General features: G+C 39.9%; 18 protein-coding genes and 1 pseudogene. 17 read left to right on the top strand and 2 right to left on the bottom strand.

Annotation, left to right across the window (positions count from 1 at the left end; translation table 11 throughout):
- Window positions 1-315 precede the first annotated feature (315 nt).
- The 8 genes from TY15_RS09060 (at window position 316) to kapD (ending at window position 6,578) form a co-directional block, all read left to right on the top strand.
- Window positions 316-1,533, top strand: a complete 1,218-nt coding sequence (locus TY15_RS09060) for an NAD(P)/FAD-dependent oxidoreductase (protein ID WP_040203886.1) — start codon at window positions 316-318, stop codon at window positions 1,531-1,533.
- A 238-nt stretch (window positions 1,534-1,771) separates the two neighbouring features.
- Complete coding sequence (locus TY15_RS24640) at window positions 1,772-1,897, top strand: YuiA family protein (protein ID WP_179301693.1); 126 nt, start codon at window positions 1,772-1,774, stop codon at window positions 1,895-1,897.
- A 141-nt stretch (window positions 1,898-2,038) separates the two neighbouring features.
- Window positions 2,039-2,362: a YuiB family protein gene (locus TY15_RS09055; protein WP_040203885.1), complete on the top strand. Its 324-nt coding sequence runs from the start codon at window positions 2,039-2,041 to the stop codon at window positions 2,360-2,362.
- A gap of 135 nt (window positions 2,363-2,497) precedes the next feature.
- Window positions 2,498-3,109, top strand: a complete 612-nt coding sequence (locus tag TY15_RS09050; RefSeq protein ID WP_040203884.1) for a 3D domain-containing protein — start codon at window positions 2,498-2,500, stop codon at window positions 3,107-3,109.
- 143 nt (window positions 3,110-3,252) lie between these two features.
- Window positions 3,253-4,761 carry a leucyl aminopeptidase gene (locus tag TY15_RS09045; RefSeq protein ID WP_040203883.1) on the top strand — a complete coding sequence of 503 codons (1,509 nt, stop codon included), beginning with the start codon at window positions 3,253-3,255 and terminating at the stop codon, window positions 4,759-4,761.
- A 272-nt stretch (window positions 4,762-5,033) separates the two neighbouring features.
- Window positions 5,034-5,261: a hypothetical protein gene (locus TY15_RS09040; RefSeq protein ID WP_040203881.1), complete on the top strand. Its 228-nt coding sequence runs from the start codon at window positions 5,034-5,036 to the stop codon at window positions 5,259-5,261.
- Between the two features lie 134 nt (window positions 5,262-5,395).
- Window positions 5,396-5,779, top strand: a complete 384-nt coding sequence (locus TY15_RS09035) for a hotdog fold thioesterase (RefSeq protein ID WP_040203879.1) — start codon at window positions 5,396-5,398, stop codon at window positions 5,777-5,779.
- Window positions 5,780-5,954: 175 nt separating this feature from the next.
- Window positions 5,955-6,578, top strand: a complete 624-nt coding sequence (gene kapD, locus TY15_RS09030; protein ID WP_262362203.1) for a 3'-5' exonuclease KapD — start codon at window positions 5,955-5,957, stop codon at window positions 6,576-6,578.
- Between the two features lie 39 nt (window positions 6,579-6,617).
- On the opposite strand, the gene kapB is transcribed toward kapD, so the two are convergent.
- Complete coding sequence (kapB, locus tag TY15_RS09025) at window positions 6,618-6,998, bottom strand: kinase-associated lipoprotein KapB (protein WP_040203877.1); 381 nt, start codon at window positions 6,996-6,998, stop codon at window positions 6,618-6,620.
- Window positions 6,999-7,165: 167 nt separating this feature from the next.
- On the opposite strand from kapB, the gene TY15_RS09020 reads away from it, so the two are divergent.
- The 5 genes from TY15_RS09020 to TY15_RS09000 all read left to right on the top strand — a co-directional run bounded on the left by TY15_RS09020 (window position 7,166) and on the right by TY15_RS09000 (window position 10,600).
- Complete coding sequence (locus tag TY15_RS09020) at window positions 7,166-7,912, top strand: peptidylprolyl isomerase (RefSeq protein WP_040203876.1); 747 nt, start codon at window positions 7,166-7,168, stop codon at window positions 7,910-7,912.
- Window positions 7,913-8,011: 99 nt separating this feature from the next.
- The gene (locus TY15_RS09015; RefSeq protein WP_040203873.1) at window positions 8,012-8,221 is read left to right on the top strand and encodes a hypothetical protein; all 210 of its coding nucleotides are present in this window, start codon (window positions 8,012-8,014) and stop codon (window positions 8,219-8,221) included.
- 107 nt (window positions 8,222-8,328) lie between these two features.
- On the top strand, window positions 8,329-8,880 hold the full coding sequence (locus tag TY15_RS09010) for a superoxide dismutase family protein (protein WP_040203872.1): 552 nt from the start codon (window positions 8,329-8,331) through the stop codon (window positions 8,878-8,880).
- A 180-nt stretch (window positions 8,881-9,060) separates the two neighbouring features.
- A complete protein-coding gene (locus TY15_RS09005) occupies window positions 9,061-10,245 on the top strand; it encodes a serine-tRNA(Ala) deacylase AlaX (RefSeq protein ID WP_040203870.1) in 1,185 nt (394 codons plus the stop codon).
- A gap of 91 nt (window positions 10,246-10,336) precedes the next feature.
- Complete coding sequence (locus TY15_RS09000) at window positions 10,337-10,600, top strand: DUF1871 family protein (protein ID WP_040203867.1); 264 nt, start codon at window positions 10,337-10,339, stop codon at window positions 10,598-10,600.
- A gap of 203 nt (window positions 10,601-10,803) precedes the next feature.
- Here the strand turns inward: TY15_RS09000 and TY15_RS08995 are convergent.
- Window positions 10,804-11,022: pseudogene (locus TY15_RS08995) on the bottom strand (helix-turn-helix domain-containing protein); the annotation flags it as partial.
- Between the two features lie 196 nt (window positions 11,023-11,218).
- Between TY15_RS08995 and yugI the strand changes: the two are divergent.
- The 4 genes from yugI (at window position 11,219) to TY15_RS08975 (ending at window position 15,575) form a co-directional block, all read left to right on the top strand.
- On the top strand, window positions 11,219-11,620 hold the full coding sequence (gene yugI / locus TY15_RS08990) for a S1 domain-containing post-transcriptional regulator GSP13 (protein WP_040203866.1): 402 nt from the start codon (window positions 11,219-11,221) through the stop codon (window positions 11,618-11,620).
- 155 nt (window positions 11,621-11,775) lie between these two features.
- On the top strand, window positions 11,776-12,975 hold the full coding sequence (locus tag TY15_RS08985) for an ornithine--oxo-acid transaminase (RefSeq protein WP_040203863.1): 1,200 nt from the start codon (window positions 11,776-11,778) through the stop codon (window positions 12,973-12,975).
- A gap of 26 nt (window positions 12,976-13,001) precedes the next feature.
- Window positions 13,002-14,273 (top strand): Glu/Leu/Phe/Val family dehydrogenase, encoded by a 1,272-nt coding sequence (locus TY15_RS08980; protein WP_040203861.1) that lies wholly within the window; start codon window positions 13,002-13,004, stop codon window positions 14,271-14,273.
- 138 nt (window positions 14,274-14,411) lie between these two features.
- Window positions 14,412-15,575, top strand: coding sequence for an iron-containing alcohol dehydrogenase (locus TY15_RS08975; protein ID WP_040203860.1), 1,164 nt, complete (start codon window positions 14,412-14,414; stop codon window positions 15,573-15,575).
- The last annotated feature ends 21 nt before the right edge of the window (window positions 15,576-15,596 follow it).

The following is a 15,596-nucleotide window of genomic DNA, read 5'->3' as shown; positions in this document are numbered from 1 at the left end:
CATTGGGTATAAAATTTCTAAAAATCGCTTGAAAATACAGTTGAAGTAGCATAAGATGTAATGTGGATATATTGTTAATATTTTGTGACGAAATAAGTACATTTTTATGAATGATGGGAATGGTTTTCATAATTTTTCCATAAGCATTTAAATTTCTATCATTCCTGTTGGCGTACCATTTCATTCTTTTTCTTTGTTCTATTACGTGAATTATATCACATACATTTTTTTGCTATGTAAAATAAAAATAGTCAAAGCAGTGGAAGCTAAGAAAAAGAGATTAATCAAAAATACTAAAAGGTGGATGTGATCACTTTGAGAAAGCCTAAGATTGTTATTCTCGGTGCAGGTTACGGTGGACTTCTTACAACAGTTCGCTTGCAAAAGTTAATTGGTGTAAATGAAGCAGAAATTGTATTAGTTAATAAAAATGATTACCACTACGAAACAACATGGTTACATGAAGCATCAGCGGGAACACTTCATCACGATAAAGTGCGATACGAAGTTCGTGATGTGATTGATCGCAGCAAGGTCGACTTTGTTCAAGATACGGTTGTTGAAATTAATAAAGATGAAAAGAAAGTCATTTTAGAAAAAGGCGAAGTCGCTTATGACTACCTTGTTATCGCTCTTGGTGGGGAATCTGAAACATTCGGCATTAAAGGGTTAAAGGAATATGCATTTGGTATTAGTAATGTGAATTCATCACGTCAATTACGTGAGCATATTGAATATCAGTTTGCTACTTACAATATGGAAGAAGAGAAAAATGATAATCGTTTATCGATTGTTGTGGGCGGTGCAGGCTTCACAGGAATTGAGTTCCTTGGTGAATTAACTAACCGTATTCCAGAATTATGCCATGAGTATGATGTTGACTTCCATAAAGTGAAAATTACTTGTGTGGAAGCAGCTCCAACTGTATTACCTGGTTTTGATCCTGAGTTAGTCAACTACGCAGTTTCACAATTAGAGCGTAAAGGCGTCGAGTTCTTGATTGGTACAGCTATTAAAGAAGCAAATCCAGAAGGTATTGTTGTTGGTAAAGGTGAGGAAGAGCCATATGAAATCAAGGCTGGCACGGTTGTTTGGGCAGCAGGGATTCGCGGTAATGCCATCATCGAAAAATCTGGTTTCGAAGCTATGCGTGGTCGTGTGAAGGTACAAGTTGATCTTCGTGTACCAGGATTTGAGGATGTATTCATTATTGGTGACAGCTCACTTGTTATTAATGAAGAAATCAACCGTCCGTATCCACCAACAGCACAAATTGCGATGCAGCAAGGTGAGGTTTGTGCACGTAATATTGCTGCTTTAATTCGTAATAAAACGGAGCTTGAATCATTTAGTTTTGAAAATAAAGGAACGGTTTGCTCACTTGGTGAAGATGATGCAATTGGCGTTGTTTTTGGTAAAAAGATTACAGGTGGTAAAGCTTCCTTCATGAAAAAGGTAGTCGACAACCGAGCACTTTACATGATCGGTGGCGCAGGCCTTGTATTGAAAAAAGGTAAATTCAACGTATTCTAAGAAAATAAGTGAAATTGGGAATTTCATTTAGACCAGGGACAGTGTATACTGTCCCTTTTATGATCAACCGAAATGTTATCTAAATTTTTAGAAAATTAGGAAAAACCATGAAAATCAAAGAAAACCTTCAATGTATCCGTTTTCTCTTCGGTATTTGCGTAAATATAGCTCTTTTCTTTTTTTGCTATTCTTGTTATATTATCAGAAAATTAAGTTAATAATTTAAGGGGATGATGGTATGGCAGTAAAGAGCGTGGATACGAAAAATTGTGAGTACTGTTCGGGAAAGGGATATTTTCAATTAGTGCTTGGCGGCTCAGAGACATGTTCAAGTTGTGGTGGATCAGGTAAGAAAAAGGAATAAGCCGGGCTCAACTAACATAACAACTGCTTTTCATTCGAGGGGCCATTTTTTTGCGGCTAGTAGTTAATTTTATTTGTTTTTATTGACTCCCTTTTCGACATTCAGTACACTAAATGTTGATGTACAAAGGGGGAATCACGGGTGCAAATGAGCATCGTTGTTTTAATTATATCGATTGTGCTATTTTTTGTATTATTTTTTGGAATTGGCTTTATCTTGAATATGCTCCTTAGAATGTCGTGGGTAATGGCGATAGTGTACCCCATTGTAGCGATATTAATTGTTGATAAAGTACGTTTTTTAGACTATTTTACGAACAGCAAATCCGCTTTTCATGAGCTTGGTTCTAAGCTGACCGCTCTAGGAACGGCAGATATTCTTATCTTAATAAGCGGACTTGTTGGAGCGATTGCAGCTGGCATTACCATCAAACAATTGCGTAAAAGTGGATATCAAATGTTCTAGACTCTTTACCATATGGTAGAGGTCTTTTTTTGTCGTTTTTTTGAAAAAACGACTTTGGAACTAATTTCTTCTCCTATTTTTGAATAATTCCTTTCAGCTTGGGAATGAATATTTTGGGAGGAGTGAAAAATTTCAATGATTAAAATGAAAAATTGGACAAAACGCTTTTTGATGTCCTGTCTTTTCTTGTTAGCAATCGGAGCGACTTTCCAATCCATTTCAGGAGTAAATGCTACATTACTACTTAATTCCATAGCCGCTAGCAATTCGTCAAGTGAACCCGCTTCCGGGACAACAACGCCATTACTAGAGGATGCCTTTGATTGGTCAAAGTACCCTAAACATACAGTTACAGCTACAGGCTATACAGCAGGATTTGAATCGACAGGCAAAAACCAGGGCCACCCAGAATACGGAATTACTTACTCCGGGGTAAAAGTGAAACGGGATTTATTTTCGACGGTAGCAGCAGATTTAACTGTTTTTCCGATTGGAACGATTCTGTTTATCCCTGGATATGGATATGGGGTCGTTGCTGATAAAGGAGGAGCAATTAAGGGAAATGAACTAGACCTTTATTATGAAACGGTGGAAGATGTATATAAAAAATGGGGCAAAAAAAAGGTTGACGTCTATGTGGTGGAGAAAGGGAACGGAACCCTTACAGAGGCGCAGTTGCAGACATTGAATGAAGATAAATCACTACAAGTATTTCGCCAGCAATATATTAGCTCAGAAAAAAGATAAATAGTTCAAGCAGGCCATGGCCTGTTTTTTTCGTTTCAAAAATAGTAAGCTGGTTTTTATTTTTTGAAGATAATTAGTTTCTCGAAATAAATAAGCCTTTTCGGTATAATGGAGAAGAAAATGAACACGGAGGTGGAGGAATCATGTTTCATGTCAAAAAACCATTTGATCTAGCAACCGATCATGAAGCCTTGGTAGTTGGTCTTTTTGATAAACCAGAAAAATTTACGGGTTTATTAGCCGAGCTTGATACCAAGTTTGAAGGACAGCTTACCGAGCTTGTTAAAGCGGGGGATGTTTCCGCAAAGGTAAAAACGATTCATAAAGTACATAGCTTTGGAAAAATAGGAGCGAAACGAATTTGGTTTGTTGGGTTAGGAAAAGAAAAAGAACTAAGCTTCGATAAGCTTCGAGAGGCATTTGGAAAGCTATTTAAGGAAGTAAAGGCGGGGAAGCTTGAAGAAGCCGCTGTTTATTTGGATTCCTTTATGACCGAGAAACTGGATGGGCTCGACACAGCACATGCCATGGCCGAGGCGTTAGCACTCTCAACCTACCAATTCGAGGGCTATAAACAAAAGTCAAATGAGCCAGAGAAAAAACTGGAGAATGTTACGGTTTATTGTGAAGGCATAGAGGAAGAGGATGTACAAGCATCATTGACGGTTGGTTATGCATTTGGTCAAGGAACCAATTCTGCCCGAACCTTAGTCAATATTCCTGGGAATTTACTAACAGCATCAGATTTGGCTAACTATGCAGTTGAATTGGCTGCGAAGTACGATTTCGAGGTTGAAATTCTTGATAAAGCGGAAATTGAAAAATTAGGGATGGGGGCATTTCTTGCGGTCAATCAAGGATCAGATGAGCCTCCAAAAATGATTGTGGTTAAATATCAAGGGAAAGAGCAATGGGAGGATGTCATCGGTCTAGTTGGAAAAGGAATTACCTTTGATACAGGCGGTTATTCCATTAAAACAAAAGCAGGCATCGTCGGAATGAAAACGGACATGGGTGGTGCAGCGGCCGTACTTGGTGCAATGGAAATCATCGGTGAAATTAGACCGGAACAAAATGTCGTTGCTGTCATTCCTTCAACCGATAATATGATTAGTGGCGGGGCTTTTAAGCCAGATGATGTGATTACATCAATGAGCGGGAAAACTATTGAGGTATTAAATACAGATGCCGAGGGTCGACTAGTTTTAGCGGATGCTGTTACCTATGCAAAGCACCATGGTGCTAATTATCTAGTTGATATTGCGACCTTAACAGGCGGCGTTATTACAGCACTTGGGCTGCATACAACCGGCGCTATGACCAATCATGAATCATTGTATGAACAAGTTCTTGAAGCTTCAATGGAGGCTGGAGAGCAGATGTGGCTATTGCCATTGTTTGAAACTGAAAAAGAACGGGTAAGAAACAGTAAAGTAGCTGATTTAAATAATTCTCCTGGTAGGGAAGGTCATGCCCTTGTTGCCGGTGCCTTTATCGGTGAATTTGCCGAAGGTACTCCATGGGTGCATTTAGATATTGCCGGAACATCGACCACATCAAAGGCCTATGACCTTGGTCCAGCCGGTGCAACGGGTGCAATGACCCGAACATTAGCATTGTTCGTGGAACGTTTTATGCCAATCGAAAACTAAAAAGGTCGCCACCAGGAAGAACAGTTTAAAGGGTTTCCTTTGGGGGGCAAACATTGTATGAAAACGCACTTGAATTCACAGTGCGTTTTTTATTGAGTTATCAACACTTTGGCAAATTTCTCCGCTTATTTAGCAAACTCGCTTTAGTGGCTAATGAACTTGTACCATGCTAAACGGGCGCTTACACATTTATGCCAGCCCACTCCAATCCCCCCTTTTTCGCATATGAAATAGTGTAGGCAAGTATCGCAAGTAAAAGGAGGTCATGGGACGTGTACCCTTATCGAGGCCCGTACCCGGTGCAGGATCAAAGATTTATTGGTTTTCTTGGATGGCCGTTAGCAATCGGTGGGCTTAGCTTTTTAGGTGGTTTACTTGGAGGCGGATTAGGTGCTTCATTTGCAGCTCGGCCATTTTATGGCTACCCAGGCTACGGCTTTCCGCCAGGTGGTTACCCACCAATTGGCTATCCAACAGCGGGATATCCTGGTTTTTATTAATAACTTCGTTAAAAACAGCTGTCTAAGCTGTTTTTTTCCTTTCAGGATTGTAAAATGAGAGAAATAAAAGGAATATTCATGATGGTGGAGAATAATGTAAGGATGGAAACTTATTACATAACGGAGGGATGAAAATGATTAAGGATACCTTAGTTGAAGCACTCGGTATCGAGATTACCCATTTAGAAGCAGGCAAGGTTATTGCTACCATGCCAGTTGATCACCGCACAAAACAACCATTTGGATTATTGCACGGAGGTGCATCGGTTGCCTTAGCGGAGACAGTAGCAAGTATTGGTGCATATGAACTAGTAGACAAAGAAACAGAAGGAGTGGCAGGCCTAGAAATTAACGCCAACCATGTTCGTCCAAAAACAGAAGGGATTGTTACAGCAGTCGGAACCGTTTTGCACCAGGGAAAATCAACGATGGTCTGGGACATCAAAATTACCGACGAACAAGATAAGCTGATTTGTGTTTCCAGATGTACGATTGCGGTAATAAAGCTTAGAAAATGAACAGCTGGATAAAGAATGGATATTTCCATTCTTTTTTAAATCAATTGTTCAAAAATTAAAAAAATTCCTGTAAGATTCATGTTATAATGTTAAAAAAATAGAAAAAAAGCACAATTTTTTGTACAGGTTTCTTTATATAATGTAATAGGTTGGAAAAGAAAAGGTGGTGAAAATGGTGAGAGCTAGGAAACAATATTTATTTATTGATTTTGAGTTCACAATGCCTGAAAGAAATGTTCGGATGAAAGACTTTTTCGCGGAAATTATTGAGGTTGGAATCGTGGCGGTTGTTGACGAGCATGTTACTGAGCAATTTTCTTCCTATGTAACTCCATTAAAGTTCCCGAAATTAACAGAGCGGTGCAAATCATTCTTACATATTTCCCAGCAACAAGTTGACAAGGGATTGTCTATTTTTGAACTTGTAAAGAAATTGGAGGAATTCAATAAGGAACATTATGAAACTACCGTTGTTACTTGGGGGAATATGGATATGAAGGTGCTTCGTCAGAATTGTTTAAAGGCTGGGGTGGCTTTTCCATTTAACGGGGTAGAATTAGATTTATCTATGGAATACAAACGGTTTTTTGGTGACCAAAATCAAACGGGCCTTTGGAAAGCTGTACAGGAATATGGTAAAGAGGGGACAGGAAAACATCACCGGGCACTGGATGATGCTTTGACTACCTATAATATATTCAAACTTGTTGAAAAGGATAAACGCTATTTGGAAAAACCAAAACCAACGACGATTGGTGATCGGATTGATTTTTCAAAGCTATTAAGTGAATTAGCATAAAAGGCCAAATCATTCAAACTGATTTGGCCTTAAATATTTTTAAAACTTATAGTCCCGTTCTAATGCTTGAATTGCGTTTAAGCTCATTTCGGCCCATTCTGTAGAGGTCTCTTGCAGCTCTTTTTTCATCTTGCTCAATGCTTCTTTTAAGGAATCCTGATATTCTGGAACTTCACCTTCAAACAGTTTAACCATCGGTTTGGGAATATTGGCTTGCTCTCTAAAGCTAAGTGCTCGTCTTTCATGAAAAATAAGGACATCGGCGTCTTTGGGATTGTGCAAGTCACCCTGCATCGGATGTTTTGCGACTGCTAGTACTCTCATTAAATAATGTTGCGGTCGCACTTCTGTTATTTCTCCTATATACTTTCCAGTCTTATAAATCCCCGTAACTACTGTGCCGATTTGGAATTCTGTCACTTGGTTCACTCCTAAGTAAATTTTTTGTGATATAAGGGCTGTGCTTGCGTAAACAGCTCGGCCACTTTTACGTTTTCACTTGATTCTCCCTTCCATTATGACTAATTTAAAAACATAGTGCAAAAAAATTTCATTTCGTTTAAAGTGGAAAAATGGAGGGATGATATATGAGAAAGAATCTGCAAACCATGATGACAGTATTGGCGATAGTTCTAGTATTGGCAGCATGTGGGACAAGCTCTAAGAAGGAAGAAAGTCAGTCGAACACGAAAACTCCCGAACCAAAAACGGAGCAAAAGGAAGGAGACGGACAAGTGACAAATGCCGTTTATCCACAGCTTACGACAGAAGTGGCGGAAAACGAAAAGCTAGTTGAAATGGAAACGTCGATGGGGAGCATTAAAATTAAATTATTTCCTGAATATGCCCCTAAAGCTGTTGAGAACTTTGTGAAGCATAGTGAAGAAGGCTATTATGATGGTCTGATTTTTCATCGAGTCATTAAAGATTTCATGATTCAAGGGGGAGACCCTGAAGGCAACGGAACCGGTGGTGAAAGTATCTGGGGCAAGCCGTTTGAGGATGAATTCTCAACCAATTTGTATAACGTTCGTGGCGCCTTGTCGATGGCTAATTCGGGTTCCAATACCAATGGCAGTCAATTTTTTATTGTTCAAAGTACTTCACTAGATTCATCTATGAAGGAGGAAATGGATAAAGCGGGATACCCTAAGGAGATTATTGACGCCTATGATAAAAACGGTGGGACTCCGTGGCTTGATCACCGTCATACGGTTTTTGGTCAAGTGATTGAAGGTATGGATATTGTTGATAAGATCGCCGATACCCCAGTGGGAGCACAAGATAAGCCGAAAGAAGATGTCTTGATTAAAAAGATTAAAGTATTAAAATAATTCACATGTCTGCGTGCCGAGAATGAATCTTTGGTATGAAACGTTTTTTGTTGTTATAATAAATTGTTAGAATTCCTTTAAAAGAAAGGGAGAAGAAAAATGTTTCAACCGTTAGTTTTATCATTATTTTTATACTTTCCCGAAGATAAAACAGAATACATTCCGGCAGCGATTACCTGTGTTATTTTTCTTATTGGTGCTTTTTTAACGATGAGATTGATCATGAAAGTTTCTAACCGGGAAGCCGAAAAGGCAAAAGAGTTAGAGGAACAACTAAAAAACAACCAGACTACTCCAAGGGACAGTTAATCATAGCTGTTCCTTCTTTTTTGCCTAGTAATCCTTTTGCCCTAGATGAATAGAGACTGACTTGTTTGCTTATACTATAGGCATTGTCTATAGTTGGGGGATTACATATGAAAAAAGCTTGGATGATCTTTCCACTTCTCATGTTAACTGGATGCATGGAAAAGGAGGTCAAACAAATTGATGTCGAGATGTTCAATGCAGCAGGAGATTCGCTTGGAACAGTAGAGATGGCTGAGCAGTCGAGCCGTGTAAAAATGACAGTTAATTTGAAGGGACTTCCAGCTGGTGACCATGCCATTCATATCCATGAAAAAGGAAAATGTGTCGCACCAGACTTCAAATCGGCAGGGAATCACTTTAACCCTGAACAAAAGGAACATGGACTCCTCCATCCTAAGGGAGCCCATGCCGGAGACTTGCCAAATTTAATTGTCGATGATGATGGATCAGTAAATGCTGAACTAATGGCACCTAATGTCACTTTGAAGGATGGGAAAACATCACTCTTTACAAAAGAAGGTACCTCCATCGTAGTCCATGATGGTAAGGATGACGGAATGAGCCAGCCGGCAGGTGACGCAGGAAATAGAATTGCTTGTGGAGAAATTTCTAAAGATAAGAAAGCAGGTCAGAAAAAGGCCCAGGATGAAAAGAAATAGAAGCTAAGAGCTATCTCCATGGGGGTGGCTTTTATTTTTTCACTAATGGTATAAAACTAATCATAGGGAAAACCTGTTCCGTAAAAAGAAGGGACAGGTTATTTGCGTTTAATATTGATTTAATTTCAAACTTTCAAGACAATAAGATTAATACCTAAATAGTAAATGGAGTGAAAAACGATGAATAATAAATTATTTTATCAAGATGCTTACATACGGACTTTTTCTGCGCGTATTTTAAAACAGGAAAGAGACGAAGCGGACCAATGGTATGTCGTTTTAAATCAAACGGCCTTCTACCCAACTGGTGGTGGACAGCCACATGATACAGGCGTAATCGAAGATGAAAGAGTCATTAATGTAGAAGAAATAAACGGACATATTCGCCATTACCTTGAGACACCCATTCAAGATACTGATAGAGAGGTATCTTGTACCATCGATTGGGAACGACGATTTGATCATATGCAACAACACACCGGGCAGCATATTTTATCTGCAGCATTTGAGAAATTGTATGACTACAATACGGTTGGTTTTCATTTAGGTTCAGACAATTTAACGATTGATTTAGAAACAGAGACCCTAACCGTGGAGGAAGTCGAGAAAGCAGAAGAGCTAGCTAACAAAATCATCTTAGAAAACCGTCCGATAGAAGTGAAGTGGGTAACTGAGGAAGAACTAGCACAGTACCCGTTAAGAAAAGAGACGAAGGTAAAAGAAAACATCCGACTCGTCATTATTCCTGGCTTTGATTATAATGGCTGCGGCGGAACACATCCTACCTCAACCGGTGAGGTGAGTGCGATTAAAATTTTGGATTGGGAAAGACAAAAGAAAAAGGTTCGCCTTCAATTTGCTTGTGGGAAGCGAGTTCTTCACCAACTCGGAAAGAAACAAAAGGTACTGCAGGGGTTAACAAAACTTCTTAATGCTCCAGAAATAGAAATGGAGCAAGTGGTAACCAGGTTATTGGATAATGGAAAAAGGCTAGAGAAAGAACTGGAGCAGGCTCAAGACAGGTTACTCCAATATGAAGCAAACAATTTGGCGGTTACCCATCATCAAATCGTCGCCGAGCATTTTCAAAATCGGACGATTCAAGTACTACAGAAATTGGCTCGCTACGTTATTGCACAAGACCCTATGGCCGTAGTAGTATTTGTCGCAACGAACGAGAACCGGTTACAGCTCGTTTGTGGATGCGGCTCCGATAGAAATGAAGATATGAAACAATTAATGGCCGAAATTCTCCCATTGATTAATGGGAAGGGTGGAGGAAACAAAACCTTTGCCCAAGGTGGCGGGGAAGCACTTGTGTCTGGAGAGCAAATTCTTCAACATATGGTAACGCTCATCCGTTAGTCTGCTTCTAAACAGCCCAACTTTATCACTAGTCCACTATCTTGTGATAAAATGTGTTAATCAAATGTAAAACACTATAGGAGATAAACATATGCGAAAAGAGATTCATACTAACTTACAGCTTGTCGATGTTTTAAACGAATGGGATCCCTTTCACATAAATGGGGGCGGATATGACACGGAAATTGCCGATACCATTCAAGCAGTACATGTGCTTAATGATCCTGCTGCGTTGGCGGGGAGAATCCAAACGATTTATGGATTCTCATTTGAAAAAGTTATTCCAATGGACCAATGCCTAAAAATTGCAGAGCGATTACTTGCCATTAAAGCAAGTGAATCCTGCACGCTATAATGAAAAAAAGAGGACGACCAAATTTGGTTGTCCTCTTCAAAAAGGGGGGAATACTAGAAAGCCTTATACCATTAGAATGACCAGTTTTCCCCTTTTCTAAACGATAAATGTGTAAAAAATAAAAAAAGCGGTAGATTTACCGCTTTTTATGTTGGATTGTATCAAGTATTCAATGCTGAAGAGTTTATATGAACGGAGTTGTCCTGTAATAGCTCCGAGGCAGGGACATCTAGGACGGTAGAAAGCTTTAAGATGGTTTGAGTACTTGGAATTTGTTCCCCTGATTCATATTTTTCGATGATATGGGTTCCTACTCTTACCTTTTGAGCCAATTCTGCTTGGGTCATATGGAGCATTTCCCGGCATGTTTTAATAGTGTGGCCAATCGAATTCATACTGTTCACCTCTTTAGAAAAAGATATTTCCTCACTAATAATATATCATGGTAATTGCACCACCTCTTGTCCAGGTTTTGAACATTATGTTACTATTTTTGTGAAATTAAGGACTAGTCCCAATTACATATTGAAAGCTTTTTTGATTAAAGACCTTTTCTATGATATAATCATTTAATGCGTATATAATCGATAAAATAATTTTTTACTTAGGAGTGTTTTCATGACAGAAAAAATCGAAACAGGTAGTATATTAGCAGGTAAAGTAACTGGAATTCAACCATATGGTGCATTTGTTGCCCTAGACGAAAATACACAAGGTCTTGTTCATATTTCAGAAATTACGCACGGTTATGTGAAAGATATTAATGATCATCTTAAAGTTGGCGACGAGGTTAATGTGAAGGTTTTATCAGTAGATGAAGGTGCTGGTAAAATTGGTCTATCTATCCGCGCAACTGAAGAAGCACCTGTACAACAGGCAGCTAAACCAAAGAAGCCTCGTAAGCGTCTTGCAGCAGCGATTATTCCTGAAGCTGAAGGACAACAAGGGTTCAATACATTAAAAGATAAGCTTCAAGAGTGGATTGACCAATCACAAAGTGATGATTTAATTAAAAAATAAGTTTTAGTGAGCCTAGGACCTACTACTTCGTTAGTAGGACTAGGCTTTTATTTTTTTGTTAGGAAAATAAAATTGAAAAAGTATTCATTCTTTTTTCAGGCTCGGCTACAATAGAATTGACTATACATAAATCTGTGGAATGGAGGAATTGTTTCATGCCAACAAATACGAATACAAGTGAATTGATTGAAAAAACCGAAAAATATGGTGCTCATAACTATCATCCACTACCTATTGTCATCTCACAAGCTGAGGGTGTTTGGGTAGAAGACCCTGAAGGCAACAAATACATGGACATGCTAAGTGCCTATTCTGCCCTCAACCAAGGTCACCGTCACCCTAAAATTATTCAAGCATTGAAGGACCAAGCCGATAAAGTGACATTAACCTCTCGTGCCTTCCATAATGATCTGCTTGGTCCTTGGTATGAAAAGGTTTGCCACTTAACAAACAAAGATATGGTTCTTCCTATGAACACAGGAGCTGAGGCTGTTGAGACAGCGGTTAAAGCAGCACGTCGGTGGAGCTATGATGTCAAAGGTGTGAAAGAAAATCAGGCGGAGATTATCGCATGCGTTGGGAATTTCCATGGCAGGACGATGACAGCGGTCTCATTGTCGTCTGATGCGGAATATCAACGAGGATTTGGTCCGATGCTGCCAGGGATCAAGCTTATTCCGTATGGTGACTTAGAAGCTCTAAAAGCTGCGATTACGCCAAATACGGCTGCTTTTTTAATTGAACCAATCCAAGGCGAAGCAGGGATCGTCATCCCACCAAAAGGGTTTATGAAGGCTGCAATGGAGATTTGTAAGGAAAACAATGTTCTCTTTATTGCAGATGAAATTCAAGCCGGGTTAGCACGGACGGGTAAAATGTTTGCTTGTGAATGGGAAAATATTGAGCCTGATATGTATATCCTGGGAAAAGCACTGGGGGGTGGGGTATTCCCGATTTCTTGTGTGGTCGCCAATAAGGATATCTTAGGCGTATTTAATCCAGGATCTCACGGTTCTACCTTCGGAGGAAATCCAATGGCATGTGCGGTTTCCATCGCGGCCCTTGATGTATTAGTAGATGAAAAACTTGCTGAAAAATCATTGGAACTTGGAGAGTATTTTATTAGCAAATTAAAAGAAATGAATAATCCAGCCATAAAAGAGGTTCGTGGCCGAGGTTTATTTATTGGGGTAGAACTAACTGAGCCTGCCCGTAAATATTGTGAACAATTAAAAGAGCAAGGACTATTGTGTAAAGAAACGCATGACACAGTCATCCGCTTCGCACCGCCACTTGTGATTACCAAAGAAGAATTGGATTGGGCAATAGAGCGGATCAATAAAGTATTAGGATAAATTTGTAAACAATTAGGGGTGCGAAAATGGGGACTACTGATGAAGATGGAAAGGAAAAGGAGCCACTCAACCTTCTTACATCAACGCAAATTGTTATTCATGATGCATTAAAGAAATTAGGATATAACCAGGATATGTATCATTTTTTAGAAGAGCCTTTGCTATCGGTTTCGGTGAGGATTCCGGTCCGGATGGATGATGGGTCAACTAAGACTTTTACTGGTTTCCGTGCCCAGCACAATAATGCGGTTGGCCCAACAATGGGCGGTGTCCGTTACCATCCCCAGGTAAATGAAGATGAAATTAAGGCCTTAGCGATGTGGATGAGCATGAAATGCGGGATTGCGGATTTACCATTCGGCGGAGGAAAGGGCGGGATTATCTGTAACCCCCGAGCTCTTTCGTTTGGTGAACTGGAACGGTTAAGTCGTGGCTATGTACGAGCCATTAGCCAAATTGTCGGTCCGACCAAGGATATACCAGCACCAGATATGTATACGAACTCACAAATTATGGGGTGGATGCTAGATGAATACAGCCGGCTTAGCCAAACAGATTCCCCTGGCTTTATCACTGGGAAACCCCTTGTATTAGGTGGATCTGAGGGGCGGGAAAGGGCTGGAGCAAAAGGGGTCACCATATGTATCGAGGAAGCGGCAAAAAAACGGGGAATCCCGATTCATGGAGCACGTGTCATTATTCAAGGCTTTGGAAATGCCGGCAGCTTTATTGCTAAATTTTTGTATGAATCAGGCGCAAAGATTATTGGCATATCGGATGTGTACGGAGCCCTATATGATCAGGATGGTTTAAATATCCCTTATCTATTGGATCGCCGTGACAGCTTTGGTACGGTGACGAGTTTGTTTGAAGGTGCGATCACAAATGAAGAACTACTAACAAAAGATTGTGATATTTTGGTACCTGCTGCGATCTCGAATCAAATTACAGCTGAAAATGCTCGTAACATTCAAGCTAGCATTGTCGTGGAGGCTGCCAATGGGCCAACAACACTTGAGGCAACAAACATTCTGACTGAGCGCGATATCCTGCTTGTGCCAGATGTTTTAGCAGGAGCAGGTGGGGTTACTGTCTCATATTTTGAATGGGTGCAAAATAATCAAGGATATTATTGGAGTGAAGAGGAAATAGCTCAACGGTTACAGGAAAAGCTGGTCAAGGCCTTTCATGACATTTACGAGCTCGCCCATTCACGTAAGGTTGACATGCGTTTAGCGGCTTACATGGTTGGTGTGAGGAGACTGGCAGAGGCAGCCTTGTTCAGAGGTTGGGTATAAATATAATTCCTTGCATCAAGTGCGGATGCAGGGAATTTTTATTAGAAAATGCGTTGTGTATAGTAAAGAATAGATCAAGTTTTTTGCAAAAAGGAGCAGAATAAATAATAATGGAAAAAGAAAAGGAAGGTGTTAAGTTTGGAGAATTTTACATTTTGGAACCCTACAAAATTAATCTTTGGTAAGGATCAGTTAGAAAACTTAAAAACAGAAATTCCTCAATATGGGAAAAAAGTGTTACTTGTATATGGCGGAGGGAGTATTAAACGAAGTGGGTTGTACGAAAAGGTCACGACTCTTTTAGAAGAGATGGGAGCCGAAGTTTTTGAACTTTCTGGTGTAGAACCCAATCCGCGTATTTCAACTGCCCGAAGGGGAGTGGAAATTTGTAAACAAGAAGGGATTGAATTCCTTTTAGCCGTTGGCGGTGGTAGTGTCATTGACTGTACAAAGCTTATTGCTGCTGGTGCCAAATATGATGGAGATGCCTGGGATTTGGTGGTTAAAAAGGCATTTGCTCGTGAAGCTCTCCCATTTGGGACTGTGTTGACACTTGCTGCAACTGGTTCAGAAATGAATGCAGGCTCTGTTATTACCAATTGGGAAACAAATGAAAAGTATGGTTGGGGCAGTGCCGTGACCTATCCGAAATTCTCTATTTTAGATCCTGTTAATACGTATACAGTCCCAAGGAACCAAACGATTTATGGCATGGTTGATATGATGTCACATGTATTGGAACATTATTTTCATCTTGAAGAAAATACCAATTTTCAAGACCGGATGTGCGAATCGTTACTCATTACAGTTATGGAGACAGCGCCTAAGTTGCTTGCTGATCTCGAAAACTATGAACATCGTTCAACCATTTTATATGGCGGAACAATGGCTTTAAATGGTGTATTAAATATGGGTTATCGTGGCGATTGGGCAACCCATAACCTGGAGCATGCCGTGTCAGCTGTGTATGACATTCCACATGGCGGTGGACTTGCCATTCTGTTCCCACATTGGATGGAGCATAACCTTCACGTAAAACCAGAGCGCTTTAAGCAACTTGCCGTGCGCGTGTTCGGAGTGGATGCTGCAGGTAAGAGTGCCGAAGAGGCTGGTCTCGAAGGTATTCTCAAGCTTCGTGAATTCTGGAACAGTATCGAAGCACCAGCACGATTAGCGGATTATGAAATTGATGATAGTAAACTTGAGCTAATGGCTGATCGTGCTATGGCAAACGGAGAGTTTGGTACGTTCGCAAAGTTAAATCGCGAAGATGTTTTAGCCATTTATCGGGCATCATTATAAAATTTATAAATTTATCAAATT

Origin of the sequence: Neobacillus jeddahensis (assembly GCF_000612625.1) — a bacterium.
Lineage (GTDB): Bacteria > Bacillota > Bacilli > Bacillales > Cytobacillaceae > Neobacillus > Neobacillus jeddahensis.
This window is presented reverse-complemented; position numbering and strand designations above follow the sequence as displayed.